The organism is Mesorhizobium sp. M0227 (assembly GCF_040321855.1).
In the GTDB taxonomy this organism is placed as follows: Bacteria; Pseudomonadota; Alphaproteobacteria; order Rhizobiales; family Rhizobiaceae; genus Mesorhizobium.
Genome location: NZ_JAMYSJ010000013.1, coordinates 140,541 through 164,306, shown reverse-complemented (window position 1 = coordinate 164,306; position 23,766 = coordinate 140,541). Strand labels below are relative to the sequence as shown.

Annotated in this window: 25 protein-coding genes; 10 read left to right on the top strand and 15 right to left on the bottom strand. The window is 62.5% G+C overall.

Going from position 1 to position 23,766, the window contains the following annotated elements; translation table 11 throughout:
- Positions 1-64: 64 nt before the first annotated feature.
- The 6 genes from pip to cysS all read right to left on the bottom strand — a co-directional run bounded on the left by pip (position 65) and on the right by cysS (position 4,565).
- Positions 65-1,024: a prolyl aminopeptidase gene (pip, locus tag NKJ00_RS19575; protein ID WP_023812900.1), complete on the bottom strand. Its 960-nt coding sequence runs from the start codon at positions 1,022-1,024 to the stop codon at positions 65-67.
- The gene (locus NKJ00_RS19570) at positions 1,021-1,497 is read right to left on the bottom strand and encodes a GFA family protein (RefSeq protein WP_023812899.1); all 477 of its coding nucleotides are present in this window, start codon (positions 1,495-1,497) and stop codon (positions 1,021-1,023) included. The genes pip and NKJ00_RS19570 overlap by 4 nt, the downstream gene beginning before the upstream one ends.
- The gene (locus NKJ00_RS19565) at positions 1,494-1,985 is read right to left on the bottom strand and encodes a GFA family protein (RefSeq protein ID WP_023812898.1); all 492 of its coding nucleotides are present in this window, start codon (positions 1,983-1,985) and stop codon (positions 1,494-1,496) included. The genes NKJ00_RS19570 and NKJ00_RS19565 overlap by 4 nt, the downstream gene beginning before the upstream one ends.
- Positions 1,986-1,991: 6 nt before the next feature.
- Positions 1,992-2,378 (bottom strand): VOC family protein, encoded by a 387-nt coding sequence (locus tag NKJ00_RS19560; protein WP_023812897.1) that lies wholly within the window; start codon positions 2,376-2,378, stop codon positions 1,992-1,994.
- Positions 2,375-2,782, bottom strand: coding sequence for an endonuclease domain-containing protein (locus tag NKJ00_RS19555; RefSeq protein ID WP_023812896.1), 408 nt, complete (start codon positions 2,780-2,782; stop codon positions 2,375-2,377). The genes NKJ00_RS19560 and NKJ00_RS19555 overlap by 4 nt, the downstream gene beginning before the upstream one ends.
- 280 nt (positions 2,783-3,062) lie before the next feature.
- Entirely contained in the window at positions 3,063-4,565 is a 1,503-nt protein-coding gene (gene cysS / locus NKJ00_RS19550) for a cysteine--tRNA ligase (protein ID WP_023812895.1), read from the bottom strand.
- 393 nt (positions 4,566-4,958) lie between these two features.
- On the opposite strand from cysS, the gene NKJ00_RS19545 reads away from it, so the two are divergent.
- Positions 4,959-5,114 carry a hypothetical protein gene (locus NKJ00_RS19545; RefSeq protein WP_023812894.1) on the top strand — a complete coding sequence of 52 codons (156 nt, stop codon included), beginning with the start codon at positions 4,959-4,961 and terminating at the stop codon, positions 5,112-5,114.
- A 71-nt stretch (positions 5,115-5,185) separates the two neighbouring features.
- Here NKJ00_RS19545 and NKJ00_RS19540 read toward each other — a convergent pair whose 3' ends face one another.
- Complete coding sequence (locus NKJ00_RS19540) at positions 5,186-5,947, bottom strand: SOS response-associated peptidase (RefSeq protein ID WP_352609796.1); 762 nt, start codon at positions 5,945-5,947, stop codon at positions 5,186-5,188.
- A gap of 127 nt (positions 5,948-6,074) precedes the next feature.
- Here NKJ00_RS19540 and NKJ00_RS19535 point away from each other — a divergent pair, with 127 nt between their 5' ends.
- The 4 genes from NKJ00_RS19535 to NKJ00_RS19520 all read left to right on the top strand — a co-directional run bounded on the left by NKJ00_RS19535 (position 6,075) and on the right by NKJ00_RS19520 (position 8,442).
- Positions 6,075-6,509 (top strand): NUDIX hydrolase, encoded by a 435-nt coding sequence (locus tag NKJ00_RS19535; protein WP_352609798.1) that lies wholly within the window; start codon positions 6,075-6,077, stop codon positions 6,507-6,509.
- Positions 6,510-6,592: 83 nt separating this feature from the next.
- Positions 6,593-6,970: a TIGR02301 family protein gene (locus tag NKJ00_RS19530; protein ID WP_013532565.1), complete on the top strand. Its 378-nt coding sequence runs from the start codon at positions 6,593-6,595 to the stop codon at positions 6,968-6,970.
- A gap of 355 nt (positions 6,971-7,325) precedes the next feature.
- Positions 7,326-7,583, top strand: a complete 258-nt coding sequence (locus tag NKJ00_RS19525) for a hypothetical protein (protein WP_008874920.1) — start codon at positions 7,326-7,328, stop codon at positions 7,581-7,583.
- Positions 7,584-7,653: 70 nt separating this feature from the next.
- Positions 7,654-8,442 carry a hypothetical protein gene (locus tag NKJ00_RS19520; protein ID WP_023812890.1) on the top strand — a complete coding sequence of 263 codons (789 nt, stop codon included), beginning with the start codon at positions 7,654-7,656 and terminating at the stop codon, positions 8,440-8,442.
- Between the two features lie 35 nt (positions 8,443-8,477).
- Here the strand turns inward: NKJ00_RS19520 and NKJ00_RS19515 are convergent, their stop codons facing one another.
- Entirely contained in the window at positions 8,478-9,809 is a 1,332-nt protein-coding gene (locus NKJ00_RS19515; protein WP_352609800.1) for a dihydroorotase, read from the bottom strand.
- Between the two features lie 75 nt (positions 9,810-9,884).
- Here NKJ00_RS19515 and ygfZ point away from each other — a divergent pair, with 75 nt between their 5' ends.
- The 3 genes from ygfZ (at position 9,885) to NKJ00_RS19500 (ending at position 13,582) form a co-directional block, all read left to right on the top strand.
- On the top strand, positions 9,885-10,745 hold the full coding sequence (ygfZ, locus tag NKJ00_RS19510) for a CAF17-like 4Fe-4S cluster assembly/insertion protein YgfZ (protein ID WP_352609802.1): 861 nt from the start codon (positions 9,885-9,887) through the stop codon (positions 10,743-10,745).
- Positions 10,745-11,377 carry an HD domain-containing protein gene (locus NKJ00_RS19505; protein WP_127289343.1) on the top strand — a complete coding sequence of 211 codons (633 nt, stop codon included), beginning with the start codon at positions 10,745-10,747 and terminating at the stop codon, positions 11,375-11,377. Before ygfZ ends, NKJ00_RS19505 begins: the two co-directional genes overlap by 1 nt.
- 63 nt (positions 11,378-11,440) lie before the next feature.
- Positions 11,441-13,582: a putative bifunctional diguanylate cyclase/phosphodiesterase gene (locus NKJ00_RS19500; RefSeq protein ID WP_352609803.1), complete on the top strand. Its 2,142-nt coding sequence runs from the start codon at positions 11,441-11,443 to the stop codon at positions 13,580-13,582.
- 12 nt (positions 13,583-13,594) lie between these two features.
- Here the strand turns inward: NKJ00_RS19500 and NKJ00_RS19495 are convergent, their stop codons facing one another.
- On the bottom strand, positions 13,595-14,485 hold the full coding sequence (locus NKJ00_RS19495) for a fatty acid desaturase family protein (RefSeq protein WP_352609805.1): 891 nt from the start codon (positions 14,483-14,485) through the stop codon (positions 13,595-13,597).
- 111 nt (positions 14,486-14,596) lie between these two features.
- On the opposite strand from NKJ00_RS19495, the gene NKJ00_RS19490 reads away from it, so the two are divergent.
- The gene (locus tag NKJ00_RS19490; RefSeq protein WP_352630849.1) at positions 14,597-15,508 is read left to right on the top strand and encodes a LysR substrate-binding domain-containing protein; all 912 of its coding nucleotides are present in this window, start codon (positions 14,597-14,599) and stop codon (positions 15,506-15,508) included.
- Positions 15,509-15,526: 18 nt separating this feature from the next.
- Here NKJ00_RS19490 and NKJ00_RS19485 read toward each other — a convergent pair whose 3' ends face one another.
- The 5 genes from NKJ00_RS19485 to NKJ00_RS19465 all read right to left on the bottom strand — a co-directional run bounded on the left by NKJ00_RS19485 (position 15,527) and on the right by NKJ00_RS19465 (position 20,002).
- A complete protein-coding gene (locus tag NKJ00_RS19485; RefSeq protein WP_352630847.1) occupies positions 15,527-15,799 on the bottom strand; it encodes a DUF3303 domain-containing protein in 273 nt (90 codons plus the stop codon).
- A gap of 18 nt (positions 15,800-15,817) precedes the next feature.
- A complete protein-coding gene (locus NKJ00_RS19480) occupies positions 15,818-17,281 on the bottom strand; it encodes a RimK family ATP-grasp domain-containing protein (protein WP_352630845.1) in 1,464 nt (487 codons plus the stop codon).
- Positions 17,282-18,385, bottom strand: coding sequence for a peptidase C39 family protein (locus NKJ00_RS19475; RefSeq protein WP_352630842.1), 1,104 nt, complete (start codon positions 18,383-18,385; stop codon positions 17,282-17,284).
- Positions 18,386-18,695: 310 nt separating this feature from the next.
- On the bottom strand, positions 18,696-19,487 hold the full coding sequence (locus NKJ00_RS19470) for an anti-sigma factor family protein (RefSeq protein ID WP_352443177.1): 792 nt from the start codon (positions 19,485-19,487) through the stop codon (positions 18,696-18,698).
- Positions 19,484-20,002, bottom strand: a complete 519-nt coding sequence (locus NKJ00_RS19465) for an RNA polymerase sigma factor (RefSeq protein ID WP_023812879.1) — start codon at positions 20,000-20,002, stop codon at positions 19,484-19,486. Before NKJ00_RS19465 ends, NKJ00_RS19470 begins: the two co-directional genes overlap by 4 nt.
- Before the next feature lie 219 nt (positions 20,003-20,221).
- Here NKJ00_RS19465 and NKJ00_RS19460 point away from each other — a divergent pair, with 219 nt between their 5' ends.
- Positions 20,222-20,473, top strand: a complete 252-nt coding sequence (locus NKJ00_RS19460; protein WP_023812878.1) for a type II toxin-antitoxin system Phd/YefM family antitoxin — start codon at positions 20,222-20,224, stop codon at positions 20,471-20,473.
- A gap of 437 nt (positions 20,474-20,910) precedes the next feature.
- Here NKJ00_RS19460 and NKJ00_RS19455 read toward each other — a convergent pair whose 3' ends face one another.
- Positions 20,911-23,655 (bottom strand): DUF2339 domain-containing protein, encoded by a 2,745-nt coding sequence (locus tag NKJ00_RS19455; protein WP_352630840.1) that lies wholly within the window; start codon positions 23,653-23,655, stop codon positions 20,911-20,913.
- Between the last annotated feature and the right edge of the window lie 111 nt (positions 23,656-23,766).

The window sequence follows — 23,766 nt, the reverse complement described above, 5'->3', positions numbered from 1 at the left end:
TCCCCCCTTGCGGGGGAGATGTCCGGTAGGACAGAGGGGGGTGTGAAGGATCGCCGTGCATCGACTATATCTTCCCTGCAAACCGATCCGTCGCCCGGATCAGTTGATCCAGAATCCCCGGCTCCGAATAAGCATGACCGGCGCCCTCGATCAGATGGAAATCCGCCTTCGGCCAGGCCTTGTGCAGCGCCCAGGCATAGCGCGCCGGGCACGGCATGTCGTAGCGGCCATGGACGATGGTGCCGGGAATGTCGCTCAGCTTGTGCGCGTCGCGCAGCAGCTGCCCTTCCTCAAGCCAGCCGGCATGGACGAAATAGTGGTTTTCGATGCGGGCGAAGGCAATGGCATAGTCGTCCTCACCAAACGGTCCACTGGTCTCCGGTTCCGGCAACAGCGTGATCGTTTCGCCCTCCCACAGGCTCCAGGCGCGGGCGGCTTCGATCTGCGCCTTGCGATCCGTGCCGACCAGCCGCTTGCGGTAGGCAGCCATCATGTCGCCGCGCTCGGCCTCCGGGACCGGCGCCAGAAAGCGCTCCCATTTGTCCGGGAACATTTCCGAGACGCCGAACTGATAGTACCATTCGAGTTCCGCACGTGTCAGCGTGTAGATGCCGCGTACCACCAACTCACTGACGCGTTCGGGGTGCGTTTCGGCATAGGCGAGCGCCAGCGTCGACCCCCAGGAGCCGCCGAACACCAGCCATTTGTCGAAGCCGGCCATTTCGCGCAGGCGTTCGATGTCGGCGACCAGGTGCCAGGTCGTGTTGGCTTCGAGCGAGGCATTGGGCGTCGATTTTCCGCAGCCGCGTTGATCGAACAGGATGACATCGTAGAGCTTCGGGTCGAACAGCCGCCGGTGCTTTGGCGAGATGGTGCCGCCCGGCCCGCCATGCAGAAACACCGCCGGTTTGGCGCCTTTGGTGCCGGAACGTTCCCAGTAGACCTGATGGCCGTCGCCGACATCGAGCATGCCGGACTCGAAGGCCTCGATCTCGGGATAGAGGGTACGCAATTGACTGCTCATAGTTGCAAACCTTTGGTCGGCCAGTCCGCTGTTTCATGGTCGGGGTGCTGGAAGGAGATGATGGATTCCTGCCTGTTATAGTAGTCGGGATCCTGGTGGACGGGCTGATCGAAGATCGTCTCCACCCAGGGCAGCCGCGCGGCGTAGTTGACCTGGATCTGCGGGGCGAGATCTGAGCGGTCGTCGAAGGCACCGATAGCGATCTCAAGTCCACCGGGCTGCCGGTAGGTCAGCGGCGTCCCGCAGCGGGCGCAGAAACCACGATCGATGTTGACCGACGACTGGAAATAGCTTGGCTCTTCATGGGTCCATTTGACGCCATCCCTGGGCACCGTGACCAGCGCACCGAAGAACGAGCCGAACTGCTTCTGGCACATCCGGCAATGGCAGATCGAGGGACGGCCGAGCGCCCCATGAATGCGGAAACGCACGGCGCCGCATTGGCAGCCGCCAGTTCTTACTGTCTCGGTCATGGTCTTTCCTTCGGCGGCCATTGTTCGGTGTCGTGGTCCGGATGCTGGTAGGAGACGAGATCGGCCAGATAAGAGGCCGACGACACGTCGGCCATCGTCTCCTCGCCCGGCAATTGCGGGATCGTATCGACATAAGGCAGCTTTGCCTCGACACCCCATTGGATCAGCGGCACGATCTCCGCCGGATTGTCGAACGCGCCGATGGCGAGGCCAACGCCGTCCGGCGCGGTGAAGGTCAGCGGCGTGCCGCAATCGGCGCAAAAACCGCGATCGACATGGTTGGAGGAGCGGAAGTATTTCGGCTCGCCGCGCGTCCAGTCGAGCCGGGCGCCACGCACCGAAACCAGCGGCGCATAGAACGAGCCGAACGCCTTCTGGCACATGCGGCAATGGCAGACCGAAGCGTCGCCGAGCGCGCCTTCAACGCGAAAGCGCACCGCGCCGCACTGGCAGCCGCCGGTGTAGATCGGCCGGTTGTCGAGGCTCATCTCGGCTCACTCCGGCGCATGGCAGACGGCTTCGACATTGTTGCCGTCGGGATCGAAGACGAAGGCGCCATAGTAGTTCGGGTGATAATGCCGGCGCAGGCCCGGCCCGCCATTGTCCTTGCCACCGGCAGCAAGTGCCGCTGCGTGGAAGGCATCGACCTCGGCGCGGCTGCGCGCGGTGAAGGCGACGTGCTGGTGATCCCTGGGCTTGTCCTTGGCCGAACTCAGCCAGAACACCGGCCGGTCACGGCCATAGCCGCCGACCTTGGCGCCGCCGGTGTATTCCAGCGGTACCATGTAGAGGAGCGCTGCACCAAGCGGCGCCATCGCCTTGTCATAGAAAGCCTTCGAAGCATCGAAATCGGCAACGGTGATGCCAAGATGGTCTATCATGAAATTGCCTCCCTAGCTGGTTCGATCGCCAGCACTTCGGCAGCGGCCAGGCCGGCCTCGATGACGATGTGCTGGCAGACATTGTCGATATCGCGAATGACGTCGTCGTTCCAGAAGCGCAGGATGGTCCAGCCACTGCTCTTAAAATATGCGCTGCGTGTCTCGTCTTGTTGTAGATTTTCGCTATCCGCATGCTGGCTGCCGTCTACCTCGACGATGAGACGATAGGCCGAGCAAGCAAAGTCAACGATATAAGGTCCGATCGGCACCTGCCGTCGAAAGCTCATCCCCATAAGCTGGTGAGCACGCAACTCATTCCAAAGTTTCAACTCCGCATCGGTCATGACGCGACGCATGGATTTTGCATTCCGGCGGTGTCGTTGCGGAACGAGATCGTGTCCCATCAAACACCCCTTCGCCGGTGATTAGCGAAATCGGCGACGAGGGCTGATCTCCCCCCTTGCGGGGGAGATGCCCGGCAGGGCAGAGGGGGGTGCTGTCCCGCCCGCTTATCAATTGGAGACCGCTGCCTTCTCAGGAAACGGTCGAAACGAGGGTAGGCAAACAGAAACGATGGCGTTCCTTCACACCCCCCTCTGTCCTGCCGGACATCTCCCCCGCAAGGGGGGAGATCGGCTGTCACCAGGGTCTCCGCCAACCTTTCAAAAGTGTTTCGCGCCAACCTCACCGCTTGACCTCCCACGTCGTCACTCGCTCGCCAGTGACCAGATCCTTACCGTCCTTCAACTGTACACCTTGCGCCAGCAGTTCGTCGCGGATGCGGTCGGCCTCGGCCCAGTTCTTCGACGCTATGAGGGCAAGTCGGGTTTCAATTGCCTCAACAATGGCATGTTCGGCAACTTTTGCTTCCGCAAAGTCAAAACCAAGAAATAACAAAGCTGCCTTTACCTCAGCAGCGGCATTCAACTTAAATTCGACGTCTATTGGATCGCCATCAATTTCAACAAAGGGCGTTTCTGAGCCCTCCGACCCCAGACCTTTGCTCGCGTCTGAAACGAGCTCCGCCAATATGTAAAAGGCCTGAGGTGTCGAAAGGTCGTCCGAAAGTGCCTTAACAAAGCTGCTAGGGGGGCCCGTTTCATAACGCGCTCCATCAGCTACTCGCTTCCATTTGCGCAGCGTGTTCTCGGCCTCTTCCAGCTTGCGCACGGAAAAGTCGATTGGTTCGCGGTAGTGCGTCATCAGCATCGCCAGCCGCAGCACCTCGCCCGGCCATTTGCGGCCGCCAAAGGTCTCGGTCTCCAGCAGTTCGTTGATCGAATAGAAATTGCCGACGCTTTTCGACATTTTCTGGCCTTCGACCTGCAGGAAGCCGTTGTGCATCCAGATGTTGGCCATCACGTCCGTGCCATGGGCGCAGCGCGACTGGGCGATCTCGTTCTCATGGTGCGGGAAGATCAGGTCGAGGCCGCCGCCATGGATGTCGAACACCTCGCCAAGATAGGCGGCCGACATTGCCGAGCATTCGATGTGCCAGCCCGGCCGACCCCTGCCCCATGGCGAATTCCAGCCGGGCTCCTCCGGCGACGACAACTTCCACAGGACAAAATCGCCGGGATTTTTCTTGTGCGCGTCGACGGCGACGCGAGCACCAGCCTGCTGCTCGTCGAGATTGCGCTTCGACAGCTGGCCGTAGTCCGGCATCGACGCCGTATCGAACAGGACTTCGCCCGCGGCAACATAGGCATGGCCGCGTTCGATCAGGCTTTGAATCAAGGTGATCATGTCGACTTTGCCGTCGGCGCGGGGCTCGACGAATTCGGTGGCGCGCGGCTCGACCGTCGGCTCCAGGCAGCCGAGAACCGCCACATCGCTGTGGAACTGGTCGGCGGTCTTTTCGGTGACCCGCCTGATCGCCTCGTTGAGCGAAAGTGTTCCGGAAGCGATCTCGCCGCCGAAGTCGCGCAGAGCGCGCGCGTTGATCTTGTCGTCGACGTCGGTGATGTTGCGCACATAGGTGACGTGCGCCTCGCCATAGACTTGGCGCAGCAGGCGGAACAGCACGTCGAAGACGATCACCGGTCTGGCATTGCCGATATGGGCAAAGTCGTAGACGGTCGGACCGCAGACATACATGCGCACGTTCAGCGGATCGATCGGGACGAAATCCTCTTTCGTCCGCGTCAGCGTGTTGTAGAGGCGCAGGCCCTGCGATGCGTCAGACATTCGTGCCTTCCCGTTTCAGATCTTTCATCTGGATGGAGCCAGCCCGCGCCAAGACGCAAATCAGGCTCCAGCCTGCTGGCCGGGGCGTTTGTCCAATCTGGGGAAAGATGAGGCGAAAACGTCCGGACCAGCGCGAGGCTAGCCAATAATGCAAATGCCACAAATGGCGAAAGACGTTTTCATGGGCGGCTTTATCGCCTTGGCGAGTGTTGCCGTCAAGTCGCTAGTTTCGGCAAAAACGTCGCTGGATCACAGGTAATGAGCCACTGAAACATTTTATTAAACATGTCGGCACAGTCATGAAACATTCGCCGGCTAGATCAGCAGGCGTCACGATTTGGTCAGAATCGGCCATCAAACGCAGACACGAAAATGTTACCTGGGAAGAGAGACATGCTCCGAAGCAAGCAGGAATCCAATCGCGCCAAGCAACCGGCGCTGGCCAACCACTATCGCGCCATAGGCCCGGCCGCGATCGTCGCCGCACTTCTCCACACCGCGAAGAAGAAGAAGCCGGCGCAGAAGATCGTATCGCCCCGCGCTGCCTGAAGCAGTGTGTGGCTGGCGCCAAAGGTGCCAGGCATGAGGGCGCTGACATGCGGCCCTGAAGAACAGCTCAGCTAAAACAACGTCAGCTGACTGTCGTCCGCGCCGGGCTTCTGGCGCTTGACTTTTTCGGGCTCCGGCCCGATCTCGCCCCGCTCCTGGATCTCCGGTCCGGTGTTGACGACCTTGTTGACGAGGTCGGAGACGGGAATTGCCTCGAAGAAATCAGGCTGTGCCGGCCGCAACAGGTCGGCGACATCGCGCGGCTCGAGCGTGCGGCAATCCAGCCAGCGGGCGAAATCCCTGGGATCGATCACCACCGGCATGCGGTCGTGAATATGGGCGATGTCGGCATTGGCGTTGACGGTCAAGATAGCGCCGGTGTCCATTTCCGAACCGCCCGGCTCGGCATAGGTCTCGATCAAGCCGGCAAAGGCGACCAGCCCGCCATGCCTTGGGCGTATCCAGTAAGGCTGGCCTTTCTTGCCGCCGGTTTGCCGCCATTCATAAAAGCCGGACGCCGGCACCAAGGCGCGGCGATGGCGCATGGCGGCCTTGAACGACGCCTTTTCGGCAGCCCCTTCGGAGCGCGCGTTGAACAGCAGCGGAAACTCGCGTGTGTCCTTCACCCAGGTCGGGATCAGCCCCCAGCGCACCAGCATTGGCTGCCGGTCCGGCTGATTGGAGCCCGGCGCCCGCGGGGGGCCGGCGACCGCCATCAGGATCGGCTGGGTCGGGGCGATGTTGTAGCGCGCCGGGAAATCCTCCAGTTCCGCCAAGCCTAGCAACGCGGCAGTCTGGTCCGGCGTCGCGGTCAAGGCAAAACGTCCGCACATGGTCGATTGGCGTCCTTCGAATGGTTCAGCTTGAAAGTGGCGATGCAACCGGCGTTGCGCAACCGCTAAAGCTTGCCCATACTGGGCGATCCACAACAGACCTGCCTACACGCCTGATCGGGAACCCGTGAACGAAGCGCGCAAGATAGTTCCGGCAGTTTCGGTCGCCGTCATACGCGCGGATGCCGTGCTTCTGGTCAAGCGCGCCCGGCAACCATCGCAAGGGCTCTATGCCTTTCCGGGTGGCAAGGTCGAAGCCGGTGAGACGCTGGAACAGGCCGCGGTCCGCGAACTGTTGGAAGAGACCGGCTTGCGGGCCACCGATTACCGCCCGCTGCGGGAAATCCACATCGACGGCAGGGATGACAGCCACCCGGTCGATTATCTCCTCACGGTCTTCGGCGCCGCCTATGCCGGCGGCGAGGCCGTAGCCAGCGACGATGCAGAGACGGCGGCCTTCTATATGCTCAGTGAGATGGCGGCATTGCCGCTCGCCGGCTCGGTGTTCGCCGTGGCCGAGGACTTGTTGGACCCGGACGGAGACGACGGGCCGAAGCCCTGAAAACCGCCTTGCAGGCGACAAATTGTTTCGCCACAAAGACTTATCCTGTTTGGCAGAGCCACGCCGTTGGGTAGAGAAGGCTTATGAACCGTCCGTCCATGCTCCTCGCCGTGTGTCTTGCGGTCGGTGCGACCGTTTCGATACGGCCCGCGCTCAGCGCCGAATCGCCGTTCGAGCCTGGGTTGATGCGGCTGGCGGAGGTTCTGGGCTCGCTGCATTTCCTGCGCAATCTGTGCGGCGAGAAGGGCGACCAGTGGCGTGTCGAGATGACAAAACTGCTCGATTCGGAAAATCCGGACGCCGAGCGGCGCGCCCGCTTCATCGCCAGCTTCAATCGCGGCTACCGCTCCTTCGGCGGCACCTATACGAGGTGCACGCCCTCGGCGACCGAAGCCATCAGCCGCTACATGAAGGAAGGCGAGACGCTGTCTCGCGATATCGCCTCGCGTTACGGCAACTAGGCATTCGCTCATCAACAACTATCCGGATCATTGCTGGGCACAGCCGATATATCGGCTTGTGCCAGGCGATATCTTGGTGCAATCCTCATGTTGCACTTCTGCAACAGTATTAACGAAACCTTACCGCGCGAAAGCGGAATTAACTCAAACTGAAGGTTTTCGCCCCGCAGGCCGCCCCAATCGGCTAAGTTTGACTCGAGCTGAACGCAGCTTCGCACAAGGCAATCGGGCTTTGTAAAAGACGATCAAAAAAATGTCGTATTTACAAATACTTAATTGCCCCTGCGTGTGAAATGAACAGATCAGGCCTGATCCACATCGATGGATCGCAGCTTGAAAGGGTGGACATTCGCTTATGGAACATGGTGTCAACGACATCGACGCGCTGGTCAGGGAAGAAAAACGCCTGACCGCCGTGGAAAGCCACAGCGAGGCCTGGGCGGAAGGTCTCTCCGCCGGGATAGAGCCCGAGATCATCGCCGAAGCAGCGCTCGAAACAGCCTTCGGCGAGATGTTGCGTGCCAATGGCGAGACCTCGGCCCTTGCCCTGCTCGACCGTATGCGTGAAAAGGTGATTGCTGGCGCCTTCGAACCTGAACGGCTGCGGCACTGAACCGACGTCCGGTTCTTTGACGGGAACATGCCGCTCGGGCGTCATGCCCGGAAGCAGGGAGAAACGGGCAGTGAGTTTTTCGATGTCAGGCAAGCCGTGTGGCTTGATCCTTCGCATCTCCTTCGCCGCTTGCTGTGCCGCGATTCCCCTGCTTGTGTGTCTCGCGAGCAGCCCCGTGTATGCGCTGAGCGAAATCAAGCGCGAAGAGCTCCCCCCGACAGTCACGCCGCCGGCCGACGACGACATGTCGCCCCCCGGAAGCGCCGTGCCAATGCCCAACCCGGTCGGAACACCGCCGCCGGCCAGCCAGCCGACTGCTCCTGCCGAAGCCGAGCCGGACAGCCCGGCGGATGGCGGCGTGACCAGACCGCGCGTCGATCCGGAAACGCCGGTGCCTGAGGTCGTCTACGATCTCGGCAAGCTGCCGGAACCGGTGCGGCGCATGCACGATCTGATCGTCGAAGCCTGCAAGGGCGGCGATATCGAAAAGCTGCGGCCGTTGATCGGCACGGGCGAGAGCATGACACAGATATCGCTGACCGACATAGACGGCGACGCCATCGCCTTCCTCAAGGGCCTCTCCGGAGACCCAGACGGCCAGGAGATTCTGGCCATCCTGGAGGAGGTGCTTAATGCCGGCTACGTCCACCTCGATGCCGGCACGCCACAAGAACTCTATGTGTGGCCGTATTTCTTCGCCCTGCCGCTGGACAAGCTGGACGCCAAGCAGCGGGTCGAGCTCTTCAAGATCGTCACCGCCGGCGATTTCAATGATATGAAGCAGTTCGGCGCCTATATCTTCTACCGTGTCGGCATCACGCCTGCCGGACAGTGGTCGTTCTTCGTCGCCGGGGATTGAGCTTTCTGCCTCTGCCCTTGCAGAGATCCGGGAGCCTAGACGGGCAATGCCTCGGAAAACTCCACCGCTTTGCCTTGGCCTGGCGTGACGATTTCGCCCTCCCACATGACACGTCGGCCTCGAATGACGGTGCCGACCGGCCAACCCGTCACTTCCCTGCCATCATAAGGCGTCCAGCCGGCTTTCGAGCCGGCCTGCGCATTGGTGATCATCTCGCGCCGCATCATGTCTACGATGGTGAAGTCGGCATCATAGCCGGCGGCGATGCGGCCTTTCCTGGCCATGCCGAAGATCCGCTGCGGGCCATGACTGGACAGGTCGACAAAGCGCTGCAAGGTCAGCCGGCCGGCATTGACGTGGTCGAGCATGATCGGCACCAGCGTCTGCACGCCGGTCATTCCCGACGGTGAGGCCGGATACGGCTTGGCCTTCTCGGCCAGCGTGTGCGGCGCATGGTCGGAGCCGAGCACGTCGACGACGCCTTGGGCAATGCCGTGCCAGACGCCGTCGCGATGGCGGGCGGCGCGTACCGGCGGGTTCATCTGGATCAGCGTGCCAAGGCGTGCGTAGTCGTCGGCGCTTAGCGTCAAATGATGCGGCGTTGCCTCGCAGGTCGCGACATCCTTGTGTTGTTCGAGAAACACAATCTCCTCGGCCGTCGAGATGTGCAGGACATGAATGCGGGCGCGAACGCTGCGCGCGATGCGTACAAGCCGTTCGGTACAGCGTAAGGCGGCGATCTCGTCGCGCCAGACAGGGTGCGATGCCGGGTCGCCCTCGATGCGCTCGTCAAGACGCTCGCGCAGCCGGAATTCGTCTTCCGAATGAAAGGCGGCGCGCCGGCGCGTGTTTCTCAGGATCGACGCCACGCCCTCGTCATCCTCGACCAGCAGGTCGCCAGTGGACGAGCCCATGAAAACCTTGATCCCGGCAGCGCCCGGCAGCCGCTCAAGCTCGCCGACATCCCCGGCGTTTTCGCGGGTACCGCCGACCCAGAAGGCGAAATCGCAATGCATGCGATCCGTGCCGCGCCGGACCTTGTCGGCAAGCGCTGCCTCGCTGGTGGTCAAAGGATTGGTGTTGGGCATCTCGAACACGGCGGTGACGCCGCCAAGCACGGCCGCGCGCGACCCCGTTTCCAAATCTTCCTTGTGCTCCAGTCCCGGCTCGCGAAAGTGCACCTGGCTGTCGATGACACCCGGCAGGATATGCAGGCCGCGGCAGTCGATCGTCTCGCCGGCCGAGGCCTGGCGGAGACCGCCGATGGCAGCGATGCGCCCGTCCTTCACGCCGATGTCGCGAGCCCCTTCGCCGTCATGGTTGACCACTGTGCCGCCTGTCAGGATGAGGTCGTAGATCATGGCCATGCTCTCTTGCGGGGGGAGTGCCAGCGGCTTACGTAAAGGCCGACCATTTTGCAAGATCAGGTTGCTTTTCCGCCCATGCCCTTTGCCCAGCTCAAAGACCGCGCCCTCATTTCCGTATCAGGTCCGGATGCCGAGCATTTTTTGCAAAACATCGTGACCACCGATCTCGACATTCTGGCTCCCGGCGAAGCCAAGCCCGGTGCGCTGCTGACGCCGCAAGGCAAGATCCTGTTCGATTTCCTGATCTCGCGCACCGGCGAGAATGCATTCCGGCTCGAATGCCGTGCCGACATAGCGGACGATTTCATACGCCGGCTGACGCTCTACAAACTGCGCGCTAAGGTCGAGATTGCAAAATCCGATAAGGCATTTGTCACCGTCGCATGGGGACATGAATCAACACCCTCACAATCTGATTCAACGGCAGCCGCCGACACACGCTTTCCGAAGGGTGCCGTCACGCGTTCCTATGGCGAAACAGATGAGCGCAGCGATCTTGCCGCGTGGCAAGCCTTCCGCATTGCCGGCGGCATTGCCGAAAGCGGCAGCGACTACCAACTCGGAGACGCCTTCCCCCACGACGTGCTGCTGGACGAAACCGGTGGCGTCGGCTTCAAGAAGGGCTGCTATGTCGGCCAGGAGGTCGTCTCTCGCATGCAGCATCGCGGCACCGCCAGGCGGCGCGTGCTGATTGTATCGGCCGACGGACCCCTGCCCGCGCCGGGCGCCGAGCTAACCGTTGCAGGCCGGCCGGTTGGCACGCTCGGCTCGACCACCGGCACGACCGGTCTGGCCATTGCCCGCATCGACCGGGTCAAGGCGGCGCTCGACGCCGGCCAGCCGATCATGGCCGGGGACGCCACCGTTTCACTCGCCATTCCCGGTTGGGCAAAATTCACCTTCCCGCAGGAAGCCGTCAGCGCGGAGGGGGTCTGATGGCCGCCGACCGCGTTGGCGCGCCGGCACGCGCCTGGCAGCGCATGCTGTCGGGCCGCCGGCTCGACCTGCTCGACCCCTCGCCGCTCGACATCGAGATTTCAGACATTGCGCATGGGCTCGCCCGCGTTGCCCGCTGGAACGGCCAGACCAGCGGTGAGCATGCCTTTTCGGTCGCCCAGCACTCGCTGCTGGTCGAAGCGCTGTTCCGCGACCTGGTACCCGAGGCTTCGGCCGACGCCCGGCTGGCGGCCCTCCTGCACGACGCCCCCGAATATGTCATCGGCGACATGATCTCACCGTTCAAATCGGTAATGGGCGGCAGCTACAAGGATTGTGAGTTGCGGCTGCAGCGCGCCATCCATCTGCGCTTCTCGCTGCCGGAACCGGGTGCTGCGCTGCGCAAGGAGATCAAGCGCGCCGACCAGATCGCCGCCTATTTCGAGGCAACGCTGCTCGCCGGCTTTTCGACCGCGGAGGCGACCGAGTTCTTCGGCCGTCCGCGCGGCTTCAATGCCGACCGCTTCGATTTCACGCCACGCTCGGTGACCTGGGCGCAAAATGCGTTCCTGAAGCGGTTTTCCGCGATCGAGACATCGCGACACCAGGTTTCGGCGACCGCAATCGACTAAAAACGCTAAATTAACCGGCGGCGGCCACAATAGCGCGTTCGATCACGGTCCGCAGGCGCGCTCATGCCCGTCGCTGATGCCAAGGATGGTTCGACCAACCCGAAACGGGAGGCCGAAGGCATGGACCGCTCCCGCCACATGGAAGACGAACTGCGCGAGCAGAACCAACGCTTTTCGGCTGCGGTCGAGAACATGTCGCACGGCCTGTGCATGTTCGACGCCGACGAGCGGATGATCATCTGCAACGGCAACTACCTAAACATCTTTTGCCTCGACACCAGGGTGATAAGGCCCGGCATCCGGTTCCTCGACATTCTGCGCCACAGCGTCGATATCGGCATCGCCTCGCAAACCGCCGACGAACTCTACGCCATCCGCAAACCCTATATCGATCAGGCAAAGCCCTCGACCTACGAAGAAACACTGTCGGACGGCCGCATCGTCAGCATCTCGCACCGCCCTCTGGCTCTGGGCGGCTGGGTCTCGATCTATGAGGACATCACTGAGCAGCGCCGCGCGCAAGAGGACCTCAAAGAGCAGCACCGCCGCTTCGACGCAGCGCTCGCCAATATGTCGCAAGGCCTGCTGATGTATGACGCCGACGGCAAGATGATCGTGCGCAACGGGCGTTTCCTAGAACTCTACAACGTCACCGCGGCGGACTTCCCGCTTGGAACGACGCACCGCGACGCGCTCGAACGATTGCTGGAACTCGGCATCTATACGAAGATCGATGTCGACAGCGAAGTCGCCAAGACCGAGGCCTGCCTGGTGGCGAAAAAAATGCATTCGGCCTATCGGCATCTTACAGACGGCAGGACGGTTCTGGTCACCCGCCAGCCGATGAACGGCGGCGGTTGGGTGGCGACCTTTGACGATGTTACGGAGCGCCGCCGTACCGAAGAGCGCATGACCCATCTTGCGCATCACGACATGCTGACCGGACTGCCCAACCGCTCGATGTTTCGCGAACGGCTCGACCTTGCGCTGGAGGACACGGCGGCCACGCCGCTGGCGATCTTCTCGCTCGATCTCGATCGCTTCAAGGCGGTCAACGACACTTGGGGACATCCGGCCGGCGACTGGCTGCTGAAGAGCGTGGCCGAGCGGCTGCAGCGCTGCCTTCATAATGAAAACGACGTCGTTGCCCGCTTCGGCGGTGACGAATTCGTCATCATCCAGTTCAATTTCAAGGGCATTGCCAATGCTGAAAAACTCGCGAAGCGCATCATCGAGACAATAGGAAAACCGTTCCGCGACAAGAGCCGCGAGATGCATATCGGCATCAGCCTGGGCATAGCGGTTTTCCCCGACGACGGTGGAGATGCCGACACGCTGCTGAGGAACGCCGATACAGCGCTTTACCGGGCGAAGAGCGAAGGGCGCAATCAGTATCGGTTCTTCGAACCCGGAATGGACGCTATGGTACAGGCACGGCGTGCGCTGGAGATCGACCTCGAGACCGCGCTGCCGCGCCAGGAATTCGACCTCGACTTCCAGCCCATCATGAACATCGCATCCGGGGAGATCGTCGGCGCGGAAGCCTTGATGCGCTGGCATTCGCCGACACGCGGCACGGTGGCGCCGGACAGCTTCATTCCGGTCGCCGAAGACACTGGATTGATCGTGCCGCTTGGCGAATGGGCGCTGAGGAAAGCTTGCACGGCGGCGGCCGACTGGCCCGCCGGCCTGCGCGTCGCGGTCAATGTCTCGGCCGTGCAACTTAAAAGCGGCAGCTTCGCCCGCAGCGTCATCTCGGCGCTGGCTTTCTCCGGCGTGCCAGCCGATCGGTTGGAACTGGAGATAACCGAAACCGTGCTGATGGACGAAAGCGAGGCGGTGCTAAGGACGCTGCGGCAGTTGCGCGAACTCGGCGTCCGCATCGCGCTGGACGATTTCGGCACCGGCTATTCCTCGCTCGGCTACCTCAGGCGTTTTCCCGTCGACAAGATCAAGATCGATCGTTCGTTCATCCACGACCTGGGCAATCGTGACGCCGCGGCGATCGTTCGCACCGTCATCGGGCTGGGCGCCGAGCTTGGCATCACTGTCACCGCCGAGGGGGTCGAGACCGAGGTGCAACTCGACATCCTGCGCGGCAATGGCTGTACCGAGGCGCAGGGCTATCTGATCGGCGTGCCGTCAACGGCCGCCGAGATCCAGCGTCTGTTGAAATCCCGAGCGCTCCACAGCCAGACCGGCTGAGGCCGGCCATCGTCAACGCAGCGTGTCGATGTATTTGCCGTGGAAGCTGACATAGCCGGGCTCGACCACCTTGAGATGCCGCCCGATCAGTGCATGAAACTGCGGCAGTTGATGAAACGGCACGCCGGGATAGGCATGATGCTCGGCATGGAACGGCATGTTCCACGCCAGCTTGCGGACCAGCCAGTTGGTCAGCGTGGTCCGGGTGTTCTCCAGCATGTTGGCGACGAACGGACAACGGCCGTGCTCGGCCAAGAGATAGAGGCGCAGAAACGGCTGTCCCAACAGCGCGGGCAGGATCCAGACATAGAGAAGCACCGAGAGCTGGAAATAGACGGCCAGCAGAATGACCACGGCATAGAAGGCAATCATGGCACGCGCCTCGATGCGCACCTTGTCATAGCCCTTGGGTGGAACGTAGCTTTCCCGGCCGCGGTCCATCGCGTTGGCATAAAGCGTCTTGAGGTGGCCCCACCACAATGGAATGCCGGATATGTGGACAAGATATTGCCGCCATGTCTCCGGTTTGGGAAAGGCCAGTTCCGGGTCGTTCTGCGGGTCCTGCGTGTATCGATGGTGGGCGAAATGGAAATAGCGAAACCAGTCCGCCGGCAGCGCGATCGCCAGGCTGCACACCCGCGCCACGGCATCGTTCAGCCATTGCGACTCAAAGGCCGTGCGATGGACCGTTTCGTGCAGCAGCGTGAACAGGAACACGATGAGGATGCCTTGCGGCAGCATCAGCAGCGGCCAGAAGGGCACCTTGGCGGCGATCAGCGATCCGATGATCACGATCGCACCCCAATGAGCGCCGAGTTGGACGAGACCCGCGACATCCGACTTGGCGGTCAGGCGGTTGCGCTCTTCCTGCGTCAACGATGAAATTACGTCGCGATGATCCATAGGCTTCGATCCGGGCTGGATTTGATGGCACCGACTGTAGTCAAAGAAAAAACTTTCCAAAAACGACGATTTCTGCAATTTTGATAAGCTGAGCTTATCTATCTGATGATCATGGCAACATTTCCATCTCTCAAAGGACTTCAGGCCTTCGAGGCCGCGGCGCGTGCGGGCAGCTTTGCCGCGGCGGCGGAAGAGCTTTCGGTATCGGCCGCCGCCGTCAGCCAGCTCATCCGCACGGTCGAGGAGCAGATGGGCCGCAAGCTGTTCCACCGCGTCAACCGGCGCGTCGTCCTCACCGAGGCCGGCGTCGAGATGCTGCCCAGGCTGACCATGGCCTTCCAGGAGATCGGCAGCGTCGCGCGCCAGCTGGGCGGCGATACGTTCCGCCCACGCCTTGTGGTGTCGGTGCCGCCATCCATGGCCATGGGTTGGCTTTCGCAGCGTCTCGCTGGTTTTGCCTCAAGCCATGGCGTCGTCGACATATCGCTCAGAGGCGACGACGACCCGGTGCCGTTCGACCGTGAACTGATCGACATCAGGCTCTCCTATGGGCCGCATTATCGCGAGCACCCGACCGAGGACATCGTCCAGGACGCAGTCTATCCCGTGTGTGCCCCCGGGCTGGCGGACACAATCAAACCCGAGGGCCTGGCCAGCCTGCCGCTTATCCACACGGGCTGGGGACCGACTGGTGCGTCCTTTCCGTCCTGGCACAACTGGTTCGAGGCGGCCGGCATCGAGCCCGGCCGGGCAGCGCAGCGCGGCCTCTCGGCCAACTCATCGCGCGCGGCACTCGACCTTGCCATTTCGGGATTGGGCGTGGCGCTGGCGCAAGGGATCTACTGTGCCGCGGCGCTGGCAGACGGCCGACTTGTCAGGCCCCTCGCCCAGGCACTGGAGCTGCGCCAGCCCTATTGCCTGACGATCCCGGAGCGCAGCGCCAGGCGCGATGTCGTGGCGGCGTTTCGCCTGTGGCTGATCGACGAGTGTCGGCGCGCAGTCGGCTCGCCGGCACTGCGTTGACGTAGCGTGCGGCGATGATCAGAGGTGCCCGCTCAATGCCTCAGCCATGTCCTTGTTTGTCGCCACGGGGATGATCTCGAACTCCACCAGATCCGCCCATTCGATGACCCAACGCTGCAGCAGCGTGACGTCATCGGCCTCCACCAGCAGGAAGCAGCGGCTCATGTCCGCCGCGATCCAGCTGTGGTGCACGAGAAGCCCGTCAGGTTTCAGGCGGCCGCGGTCGCGAAAGCGGCGGTAGATCTCCTTGCGATCGCAGCCGGTGAAATCCTCGATGACGATGAACTGCATGTTCTACCCCCGATCAAATTACCGCCCCGGCCGGTCGAGCCGCTCCAGGAACCACTGCGTCAGCCGCACCCAGACCTCGTCCTTCTCGCCAGAATCCTCCCAGCCATGGTCAAGGTTGGGATTGTCGTTGACCTCTATGACGAAGACGCCGTCCTTGGTCTCCTTGAGATCGACTCCATAGAGCCCGTCGCCGATGCAGCGCGCCGCCTTCACTGCCGTCTCGACGACATGCGCCGGCGTCTCCTTCAGCGTGAAGGTCTTGATGCCGCCCTGGTCGGGCTTGCCGTTGGCCTTGTGGTTGACGATCTGCCAGTGCTTCTTGGCCATCAGATAGTGCACGGCAAACAGCGGCTGGCCGCCGAGCACGCCCACACGCCAGTCATATTCGGTCGGAATGAATTTCTGCGCGATCAGAAGGTCGGAATCCTCCAGCCATTCGGTAGCCAGCGTCTTCAGTTCCTCGAAATTGGCGCATTTCTTGACGCCGCGCGAGAACGACGAATCCGGGATTTTCAGCACCAGCGGAAAGTCCAGCGTCTGCGCCGCCAGTTCGAGATCCGAGGTGCCGGCGATCATCACCGTCGGCGGCACCGGCACCTTGTTGTAGGCCATCAGCTCGTTGAGATAGACCTTGTTGGTACAGCGGATCATCGACAGCGGATCGTCGATCACCGGCATGCCTTCCTGCTGGGCGCGGCGGGCGAAACGATAGGTGTGGTTGGAGATCGAGGTGGTCTCGCGGATGAACAGCGCGTCGTAATTGGCGAGCTTGGCGAGGTCCCGCTTGGTGATCGGCTCGATTTCGACGCCCATCTTCTCGGCGATCTTGGCCCAATAGCGCAGCGACGAGATCTCCGAGGGCGGCAATTCCTCATGCGGGTCGACCAGCGTGGCGAAGGTGTAGCGCGCCGGCGTGCGGCCCTTGGTGTCTCGCCACTCCCGGTTGGTGTAGGTTTCCAGGCACTGGATGAAGCTTTTTTCCTCGTCCTCGGTCATCCGCGCCAGCGGATGAAAGCCGATCTTCCGGATCGAGGCCCATTCGGCACTGTCCTTGATGTGAACTTCGAGCGCCGGCGCGCGGAACCAGTCGAACAGAAGTTTGGCGAAGCGGTCCCAGATTTTCGACGGGCCGATGCCGAAGAAGATGCAGACCTTTTGCGGAAAAACGCCGCCGAGGTCCTTGCGGCATTTGTTGAGCGCCAGCTCCAGTTCCGGCAGCGCGTGTTCATAGAGCTTGCGCTCCGAAAGGTCGATCATCGTTTCGACCGTCGGGATCACCTTGTGGCCGCGCGAGCTTGCCAGCAGCGACGCATAGTAGCCGCGGCTCTGGTAGGCGTAATTGTTCGACAGGTTGATGACCTTCGGCCGCTGGCCGCGAAACAATGACGGATGCGCGAGATAGTCGCGATTGGTGATGATCTTGTGCGGTGTCGCCACCTGGTCGAGATCGCTCTGCCTGCCGGTAAGGATGACCCAGGTCATTTATCTGTCACGCTTTCCCAGAGTGATGGCGGCACGCAATCCATCGCGACCGAACTGCGCCATGTTCATGAAGATGCCGTAAGGCACGGGAATGTTGGCTGCATCAAGGATGGTCTCCTGCCTTTCGTCCTCGACCCAAGGGTCGTGGATCAGGATATGGTCGCCGTCATCGCCGATCGCCAGCACCCAGTGCGGCACCTTCTTGCCGAACATCAGGAAGCCGCTGATCAGCACCAGCACCAGCTTTCCCCCAGCGATCGCAGCGCGGATATCGTCGATTGTGAATGCACGGTAATTCACCGGGATACCGTAAAGTTCCGCGCGTCGGCGAAAGTCGACCTGGGCCAGTTCCATCACCCTGCGCTTGTCCTCACTGCGCACCGATTGCAGGAACAGCGCGCCATAGAAGGAAACGTAGATCTCCACCGCGAGCCCGCTTTCGTAGCCCGAGACAGCAAGGCCGAACGGTTCGCAACCACCGGGACCCGACATCATGAAGACGGTCGTCGCTTCACGCCACAGGCGGATTTCCATGACCGGATCCGGCACGAAGCCGCGATCGAAATTGGCCATCGCCATCATCAGGCAGCACGGGCCGCAGGTGAATTCGCAGGTCTGCGGGTAGAACGGAACCTTGGTGGCGATCGGAATGCCGCCACGCAACGTCTTTTCGTAGCGAAGTGCCGTTTCGCCATCCTCATAGTAGCCGGGCTCACGGCCGATCTTGCGATAACCGGCCCGTTCGTAGATGCGGATCGCGCGGCTGTTGTCCTCGCGAACTTCGAGGCGCAGCATCATGCGGTCGTGCTCGAAGGCGGCATCTTCGGCGGATCCGAGCAGCATGCGGCCGACACCCAGTCCGCCGAAAAACGGACTGGTCGCAATCGAGTAGAGGCGCGCCACGCCGCTGCCCTTGCGAAACAGCACGATCGCATAGCCGGCCACGCGGCCGTCGACTTCGGCGACCAGCGTCTCGGCGGTTTCACGCTCGATGAACAGGCGGAAGGAGCGGCGGGAAATACGGTCGCTTGAGAAAACAGCTTTCTCAATGGCGGCGAGATCATCGACGTCAGACGCGCGGGCCGTGCGGATCTCGGCAGGCATGCGGCTTCAGAAAACCTCGATTGGTGGTGGAAATGGCCCTACTCGAACACGTCCTTGACGCCAACCAGGGCGTTGGGAAAACCGGCGTCCACCTGGGCGCACGAAGTCCGCTCCACCACCTTGAATCTTCGCCTCGGGTTTCCAAAAACCGTTTCCGATTTTCGGGGCGATGCGACGGCATTCATCAAGCGCTATCGCACCTCGATTAGGGCCGAATTGTGACAAATCCGACGCCGGCCCGACGGGCGCAAAAGGTCCTTCGGCCGGATCAGCATTCGCGCATCGACGGCACCGGCAAAAGCGATGCCGTTCAGCTTGCCAGCCCGTTTACAAGTTGCGTGTAGGCGCTCCTCGCGACCTCGGCCAACCGCTCGCGCGGCAAGGAGCCGACCACGGCACAGCCATAGCCCTTGTCCAGCCAGTAGACGGCCTCGGGTCCGTCTTGCGCGGCGGCGTAGGTGCCCTTGGCATTCTCGGTCGATTCGGTGGTGACGAACAGCGAGATACGCTGCCCATTGCCGTCCTCGTAAAGCAGCATGGCGGCCTTGCTCTCGCCTGCCGGCAACAGCCGGCCGCCCACCAGCTGGAATCCGTCGGCGGTCAGGTCCGGCGCCACCAGCTTCAGCCCTACCCGGTTGGACAGCCAAGTCTGCAGATGGTCCTTGTCGCTGGCCGGCACCTCGACGGCATGCCGCTTTTCGGCGGCATAGATGACATGGGCCGCGATTGCCTGCTCGGCCAGCCGATCTTCCGCCGGGTCCTCCTGGCCGATGCCATCGATGCCGGCAAAGTAGCCACCAAGTCCGCCAGTGACCAGAAGCACGGCGGCAGCAGCGGCAAGCCACCAGCGTGAGCGTGGCACAGATGCCTTGACCGGCACCTCGCCAAGCACGACCTTGCGCAACCGCGCAGGCACGGCTTCGTCCAGCACGTCGGCGAAGGCGGCACGCAGCGCCGCTCGGTCGGCGGTGAAACGGGCGCTCTTGGCCTTCATTTCGGGATTGGCGTCGAGCCAGGCATCGTAGGCCGAGCGCTCATCGCCGGGCAGCTCGCCATCGAGCGCCATGTGGATGTCACGTTCGGAAAAGTCGCGGCGGATCATTTCTCGACGATCCTTATCGCCCGGCGGCGCGCCGTGTCGTCCAGCAACCCGCGCAATTCCTCACGCCCGCGCGCAATGCGCGACATCAGCGTGCCCGCAGGCACGCCCAGAATGTTGGCGGCTTCGGCATAGGAAAAACCTTCGATGGCAACCATGACAAGGGCTGCGCGACGGTCGGGGCTGATCGCCTGCAATGCGTCGATGATCTCGCGCGAGGCAATGCTCTCCATCTGCTCGGCCGGCTGGGCAACGGCCTCGCCCGCCTCCAGCGGCAGCATCGCCGCCTCGCCGCGGCGGTTCACCTTGCGCATCTGATCGATGAACAAATGATGCATGATCGTAAACAGCCACCTCCTGGGGCTTTCTCCTGTCTGCCAATTGTCGAGCCGCACAAGCGCCCGCTCGAGGCAATCCTGAACAAGGTCGTCGGCTGCGTCGCGGTCGCGCAAAAGCGAGCGTGCGTATCGGCGCAGGCGCGGTATTTCGCCAAGGATTGCTGCCTTCTTTTCGTCCATGACCGCTGGTTTTCGAGGTCGCCCTTGTTGATCCGATTGAACGCGCCTTCCGGGCGCGGCGCAAGCGGCCAGCGCGAAGCGGTCCGCCGCTCCGGTCACCCAAGCAATGAGATAACGCTGGCTGGTGCCGATTTATTCCCGACCGGAAGGCAGCGGCAAATCGATTGCTTAGATACGTAAAATATGCACAATAGGTGAAATACATATGAGGACCACCCGATGAAGCAGTTCACCTTTTCAGACATGAACCGGGCGTCCGGCGAAATTCTCGAAACGGCAATGATCGAGCCTGTCGCTCTCACGAAACGTGGCAAGGAGAAGCTGATCATCCTGTCAGCCACCCAATACCGGCAGCTCGTCAGTTCGCCTCATGCCGTAGCCTACACGCTTGAGGACGCGCCGGACGAGATCCACGATGAACTCATGTCCGGATTGGAGGCCATCACAACCGGCGACAAGCCGGATGCTTAAGCCCGGCGATTTGCTTCGATACTACTATCTATGGGCGCGGCAGGCTGATGTCGGCGAGGAGTCCGGCCGCAAGGCGCGGCCCGTCTGCATTGTGGTTAGAACGCCGGCAACGCCTGCCGCACTCTTCTTGTTTCCGCTCACTTCGCAAAAGCCCGACCAGTCCCACACGCATGTTGCCGTGAGCGAAATCGAGTGCCGCAGAGGTGGGCTCGATTTCCGTCGTGGCTGATTCTAGACGAGTACAACCGCGTACAAGTCGACGAAGCTTATGATCTGGTCACGACGAAGCCAATAGGTTCCTTCAGCCCGGCGTTTGTCCGCAAGATCGCGGGCCTCATCAAAGAGGCAGTCGTACAACGCCGCGTGCGTGGCACCATCCGAAAATAGCGAATAGGCGGTCCATGAACCGGTAAGAACTGTTCACGGAAGCAAGCGTGTCATCCCTCCTTCGCCGCCCGCGTCAGCAGCCGCTGATAAAACAGTCCGATGCCGATCAGCACCGCGCCGAGGCCGATGAAGGACAGCGCCCTGAGCACTCCCTCCAACTCCGACATGTCGAAGATGAAGACTTTCAGCACGGCGATCGCGATCAGCGCGGCCGAGGCAATTCGCAGCACCTGCGACTTCAGCCAGACGCCGGCGGTGAGCAGCGCCACACCGATGACCAGCCAAAGCGCCGAGTAGGTGTAGGTTTCCAGCTGGCCGAGGCCGCTCCACAAGCCGATGAACTCGCCCTTGAACAGACGCCTCACCGAGAGCGTGGCATAGGCGAAGGCAAGCGCGGCAGCCACCACAGCCAACATCTGCGCATACCATTTCGGCCGCTTGTCCCTGGTGTAGAGCGCCAGCGCGCCAACGGCGACCGCTGGCAAGAGATAGGCGAGGAACAACAGGTTGAACACCGGGATGCGGCCGGTCGATTCGTCGGTGAACAATGGGTTCAGCAAGACGAAATGCCTGACAACGATGAAGGCGACCGAGGCCACACCGGCGGCCATCGAACCATAGCGCAGCACCGAGCTTGGCGAGCGCATGTCGATGGCGACCAGGATGGCGCCGGCGCCAATGGCGATCAGCGTGTAGATCGACTGTTCGGCGAGCGTCATGGCACCCGTGTCGATGACGCCGCCGTGCATGGCGTGGCGCACCAGCATGGCGAGCGTGAGCAGCGCAAACAGCGCCGCAGCCGCCTCCATGGCAAGGCGCGGCCGGCCATTCGTGCTGCGGGCGAGCTGCCAGGCGGCGAAGCCGAAGGCCAGCGCCGGCACGCCGTAGCCGGGCAACAGCCAGTTGAAGACCGGTGTCCTCGACAGGAACCCGGCGCCGACAATGGTCGGGTCGAAAGCGACGCGGCCAAGCACCGCGATCACAGCGCCGACCGAAATCCAGCCGAGCACCGGATAGGCGCGCCGGCGCGTGGCCAGCGCCGGCACGATGGCCGCCGCACCGAGCAGGATGGTGGTCCAGCCGGAATCGAAAGCCATATGCATGAGCAGGAGCCCGGCGATGGCCGCGCCGCCCAGGGCAAACGACACCGCGACACCGCCCTTGAGCGGCGGCTCCTCGGCCCGCGCGATCCACCCGCCACCGGCGGCGAAAATGACGACCAGCAGTGCCGCCGCGGCAGCGTAGACAAAGTCACGGTCGAGATTGCCGAAAGTGAACCAGAGCGCCAGCAGGACGACCAGCGGGACGATGACGCCCCACGCTGCCCATGAGGCCGCGCGGATCTGCGTGCCGGCGGCGAACCGGCGTGCGGCCCAGAAGCCGGCGCCGATGAAAACCAGGCCAAGTACGATGCCGATGCGCAAGGTCAGCGCGTTGGACGTGGCCACCGGCAGTCCGTCGACGCCCAGGGCACCGCCCGAAAAATCGGAAGCGATCGAGGTTGGCGGGATGATGCCGAGATAGATCAGCACCATGACCAGTCCCGCGGCATAGAGGAACGGCAGCGCCAGCGGACGATAAAGCGCGACAGCCACCATTGCGGCGATCACCACCGCGCCCGGCAAGGCATCGCCGGCGGCTGCAAAGACCGGGTCGACCGACAGGCCAAGCGCCGAGAATGCGATGAACAAGCCAGGCACGATAGACGGCCAGTCGAAAACCCTGGCCGGCCCGGTTTCATCGCCACGGCGAGCGAGCCAGACAAGGGCCAGCACAGCCAGCGTGACGGCGTCGATGAACAGGATGGCGGAGAGGTTCGCCCCCCGCGCATCGGTCATGTAAAGGATGGTCCAGACACCGGTGCCGAAAAAGGCCGCCGCCATCAGCGACGTCCAGGCGCGCATGCGGGCGATGACGCCGGTGGCGGCGAGCACGATCGCGAGATAGCCGAACAGCGCCCAGGGATTGGGCGCCTGCGAGGCGACCAGCACCGGCGTCACCATGGCACCGACGAGACCGATGCCGGCCAGCGCCTGGCCATGGACGAGGGCTGCCGCGATCGTCGCCACGCCGATGACGCCGAGCAGCGTGAAAGCGAGTGCCGGGCCTATGAAGCCGTAAATGCCATGCGCGGCATAGACGGTGCCGAACAGGATGAAGGCACCGGCAGCAGTCAGGATTGCTGGAATATAAGCGCCGGCGGCCCCTTGCACCGGCACCTTGAAGCCGGTGCGGCGGATGAACTCGCCGCCGGCGACCAGCACCAGGCCGAGCACGCCGGCCATGGCCAGCCGCACGCCGGGACCGAAAATGCCGGCTTCAATGGTGTAGCGGATCAGGAACAGGCCGCCCAGCGCCAGTGCGATGCCGCCAACCCAGACCGCCCAGCGGGTTCCGAGCGCGGTTTCGACATCGGATTGGCGGGCGGCTTTCGCCGCTCCGGGAAGCTCCGCGGGATCCACCGCCTTCGGTGCCGGTTCTGGAGCGGTCCACGGCCCGGAGACGATCTCGCCGGTCGAGTCTTCCGTGTCCGTGGCTGGCGCCGGGGCGGTGACTGATGCGCTTACCTCCGGCGGAACGATATCGGTCGCAGCCGCTGCGTCCGGAGCCATGTCGGCGGGCGCGTTGTCGTCCACCTGTTCGGACGACTGGGCCGCAGGCGGCACGGCACCGGAAAGGACCAGGCTGCGCAGCGCGCCAAGCTCGCGCTCGACAAGGCCGATGCGGCTCTGCTGGCGCGAAATGATGACGAACAAAGCGATGATGGCGACAAGGCCGATCAGGCTTTCAAACATGGCGGTCCCCCCAAACCAGGCCAGTTTTCACTGACATCCGTCGTACTGACATTCAAATGCGGCGGCCAAGCGGCCAGAAAATCCAAGCTCGGAAAACTCAATGCGCCGCCA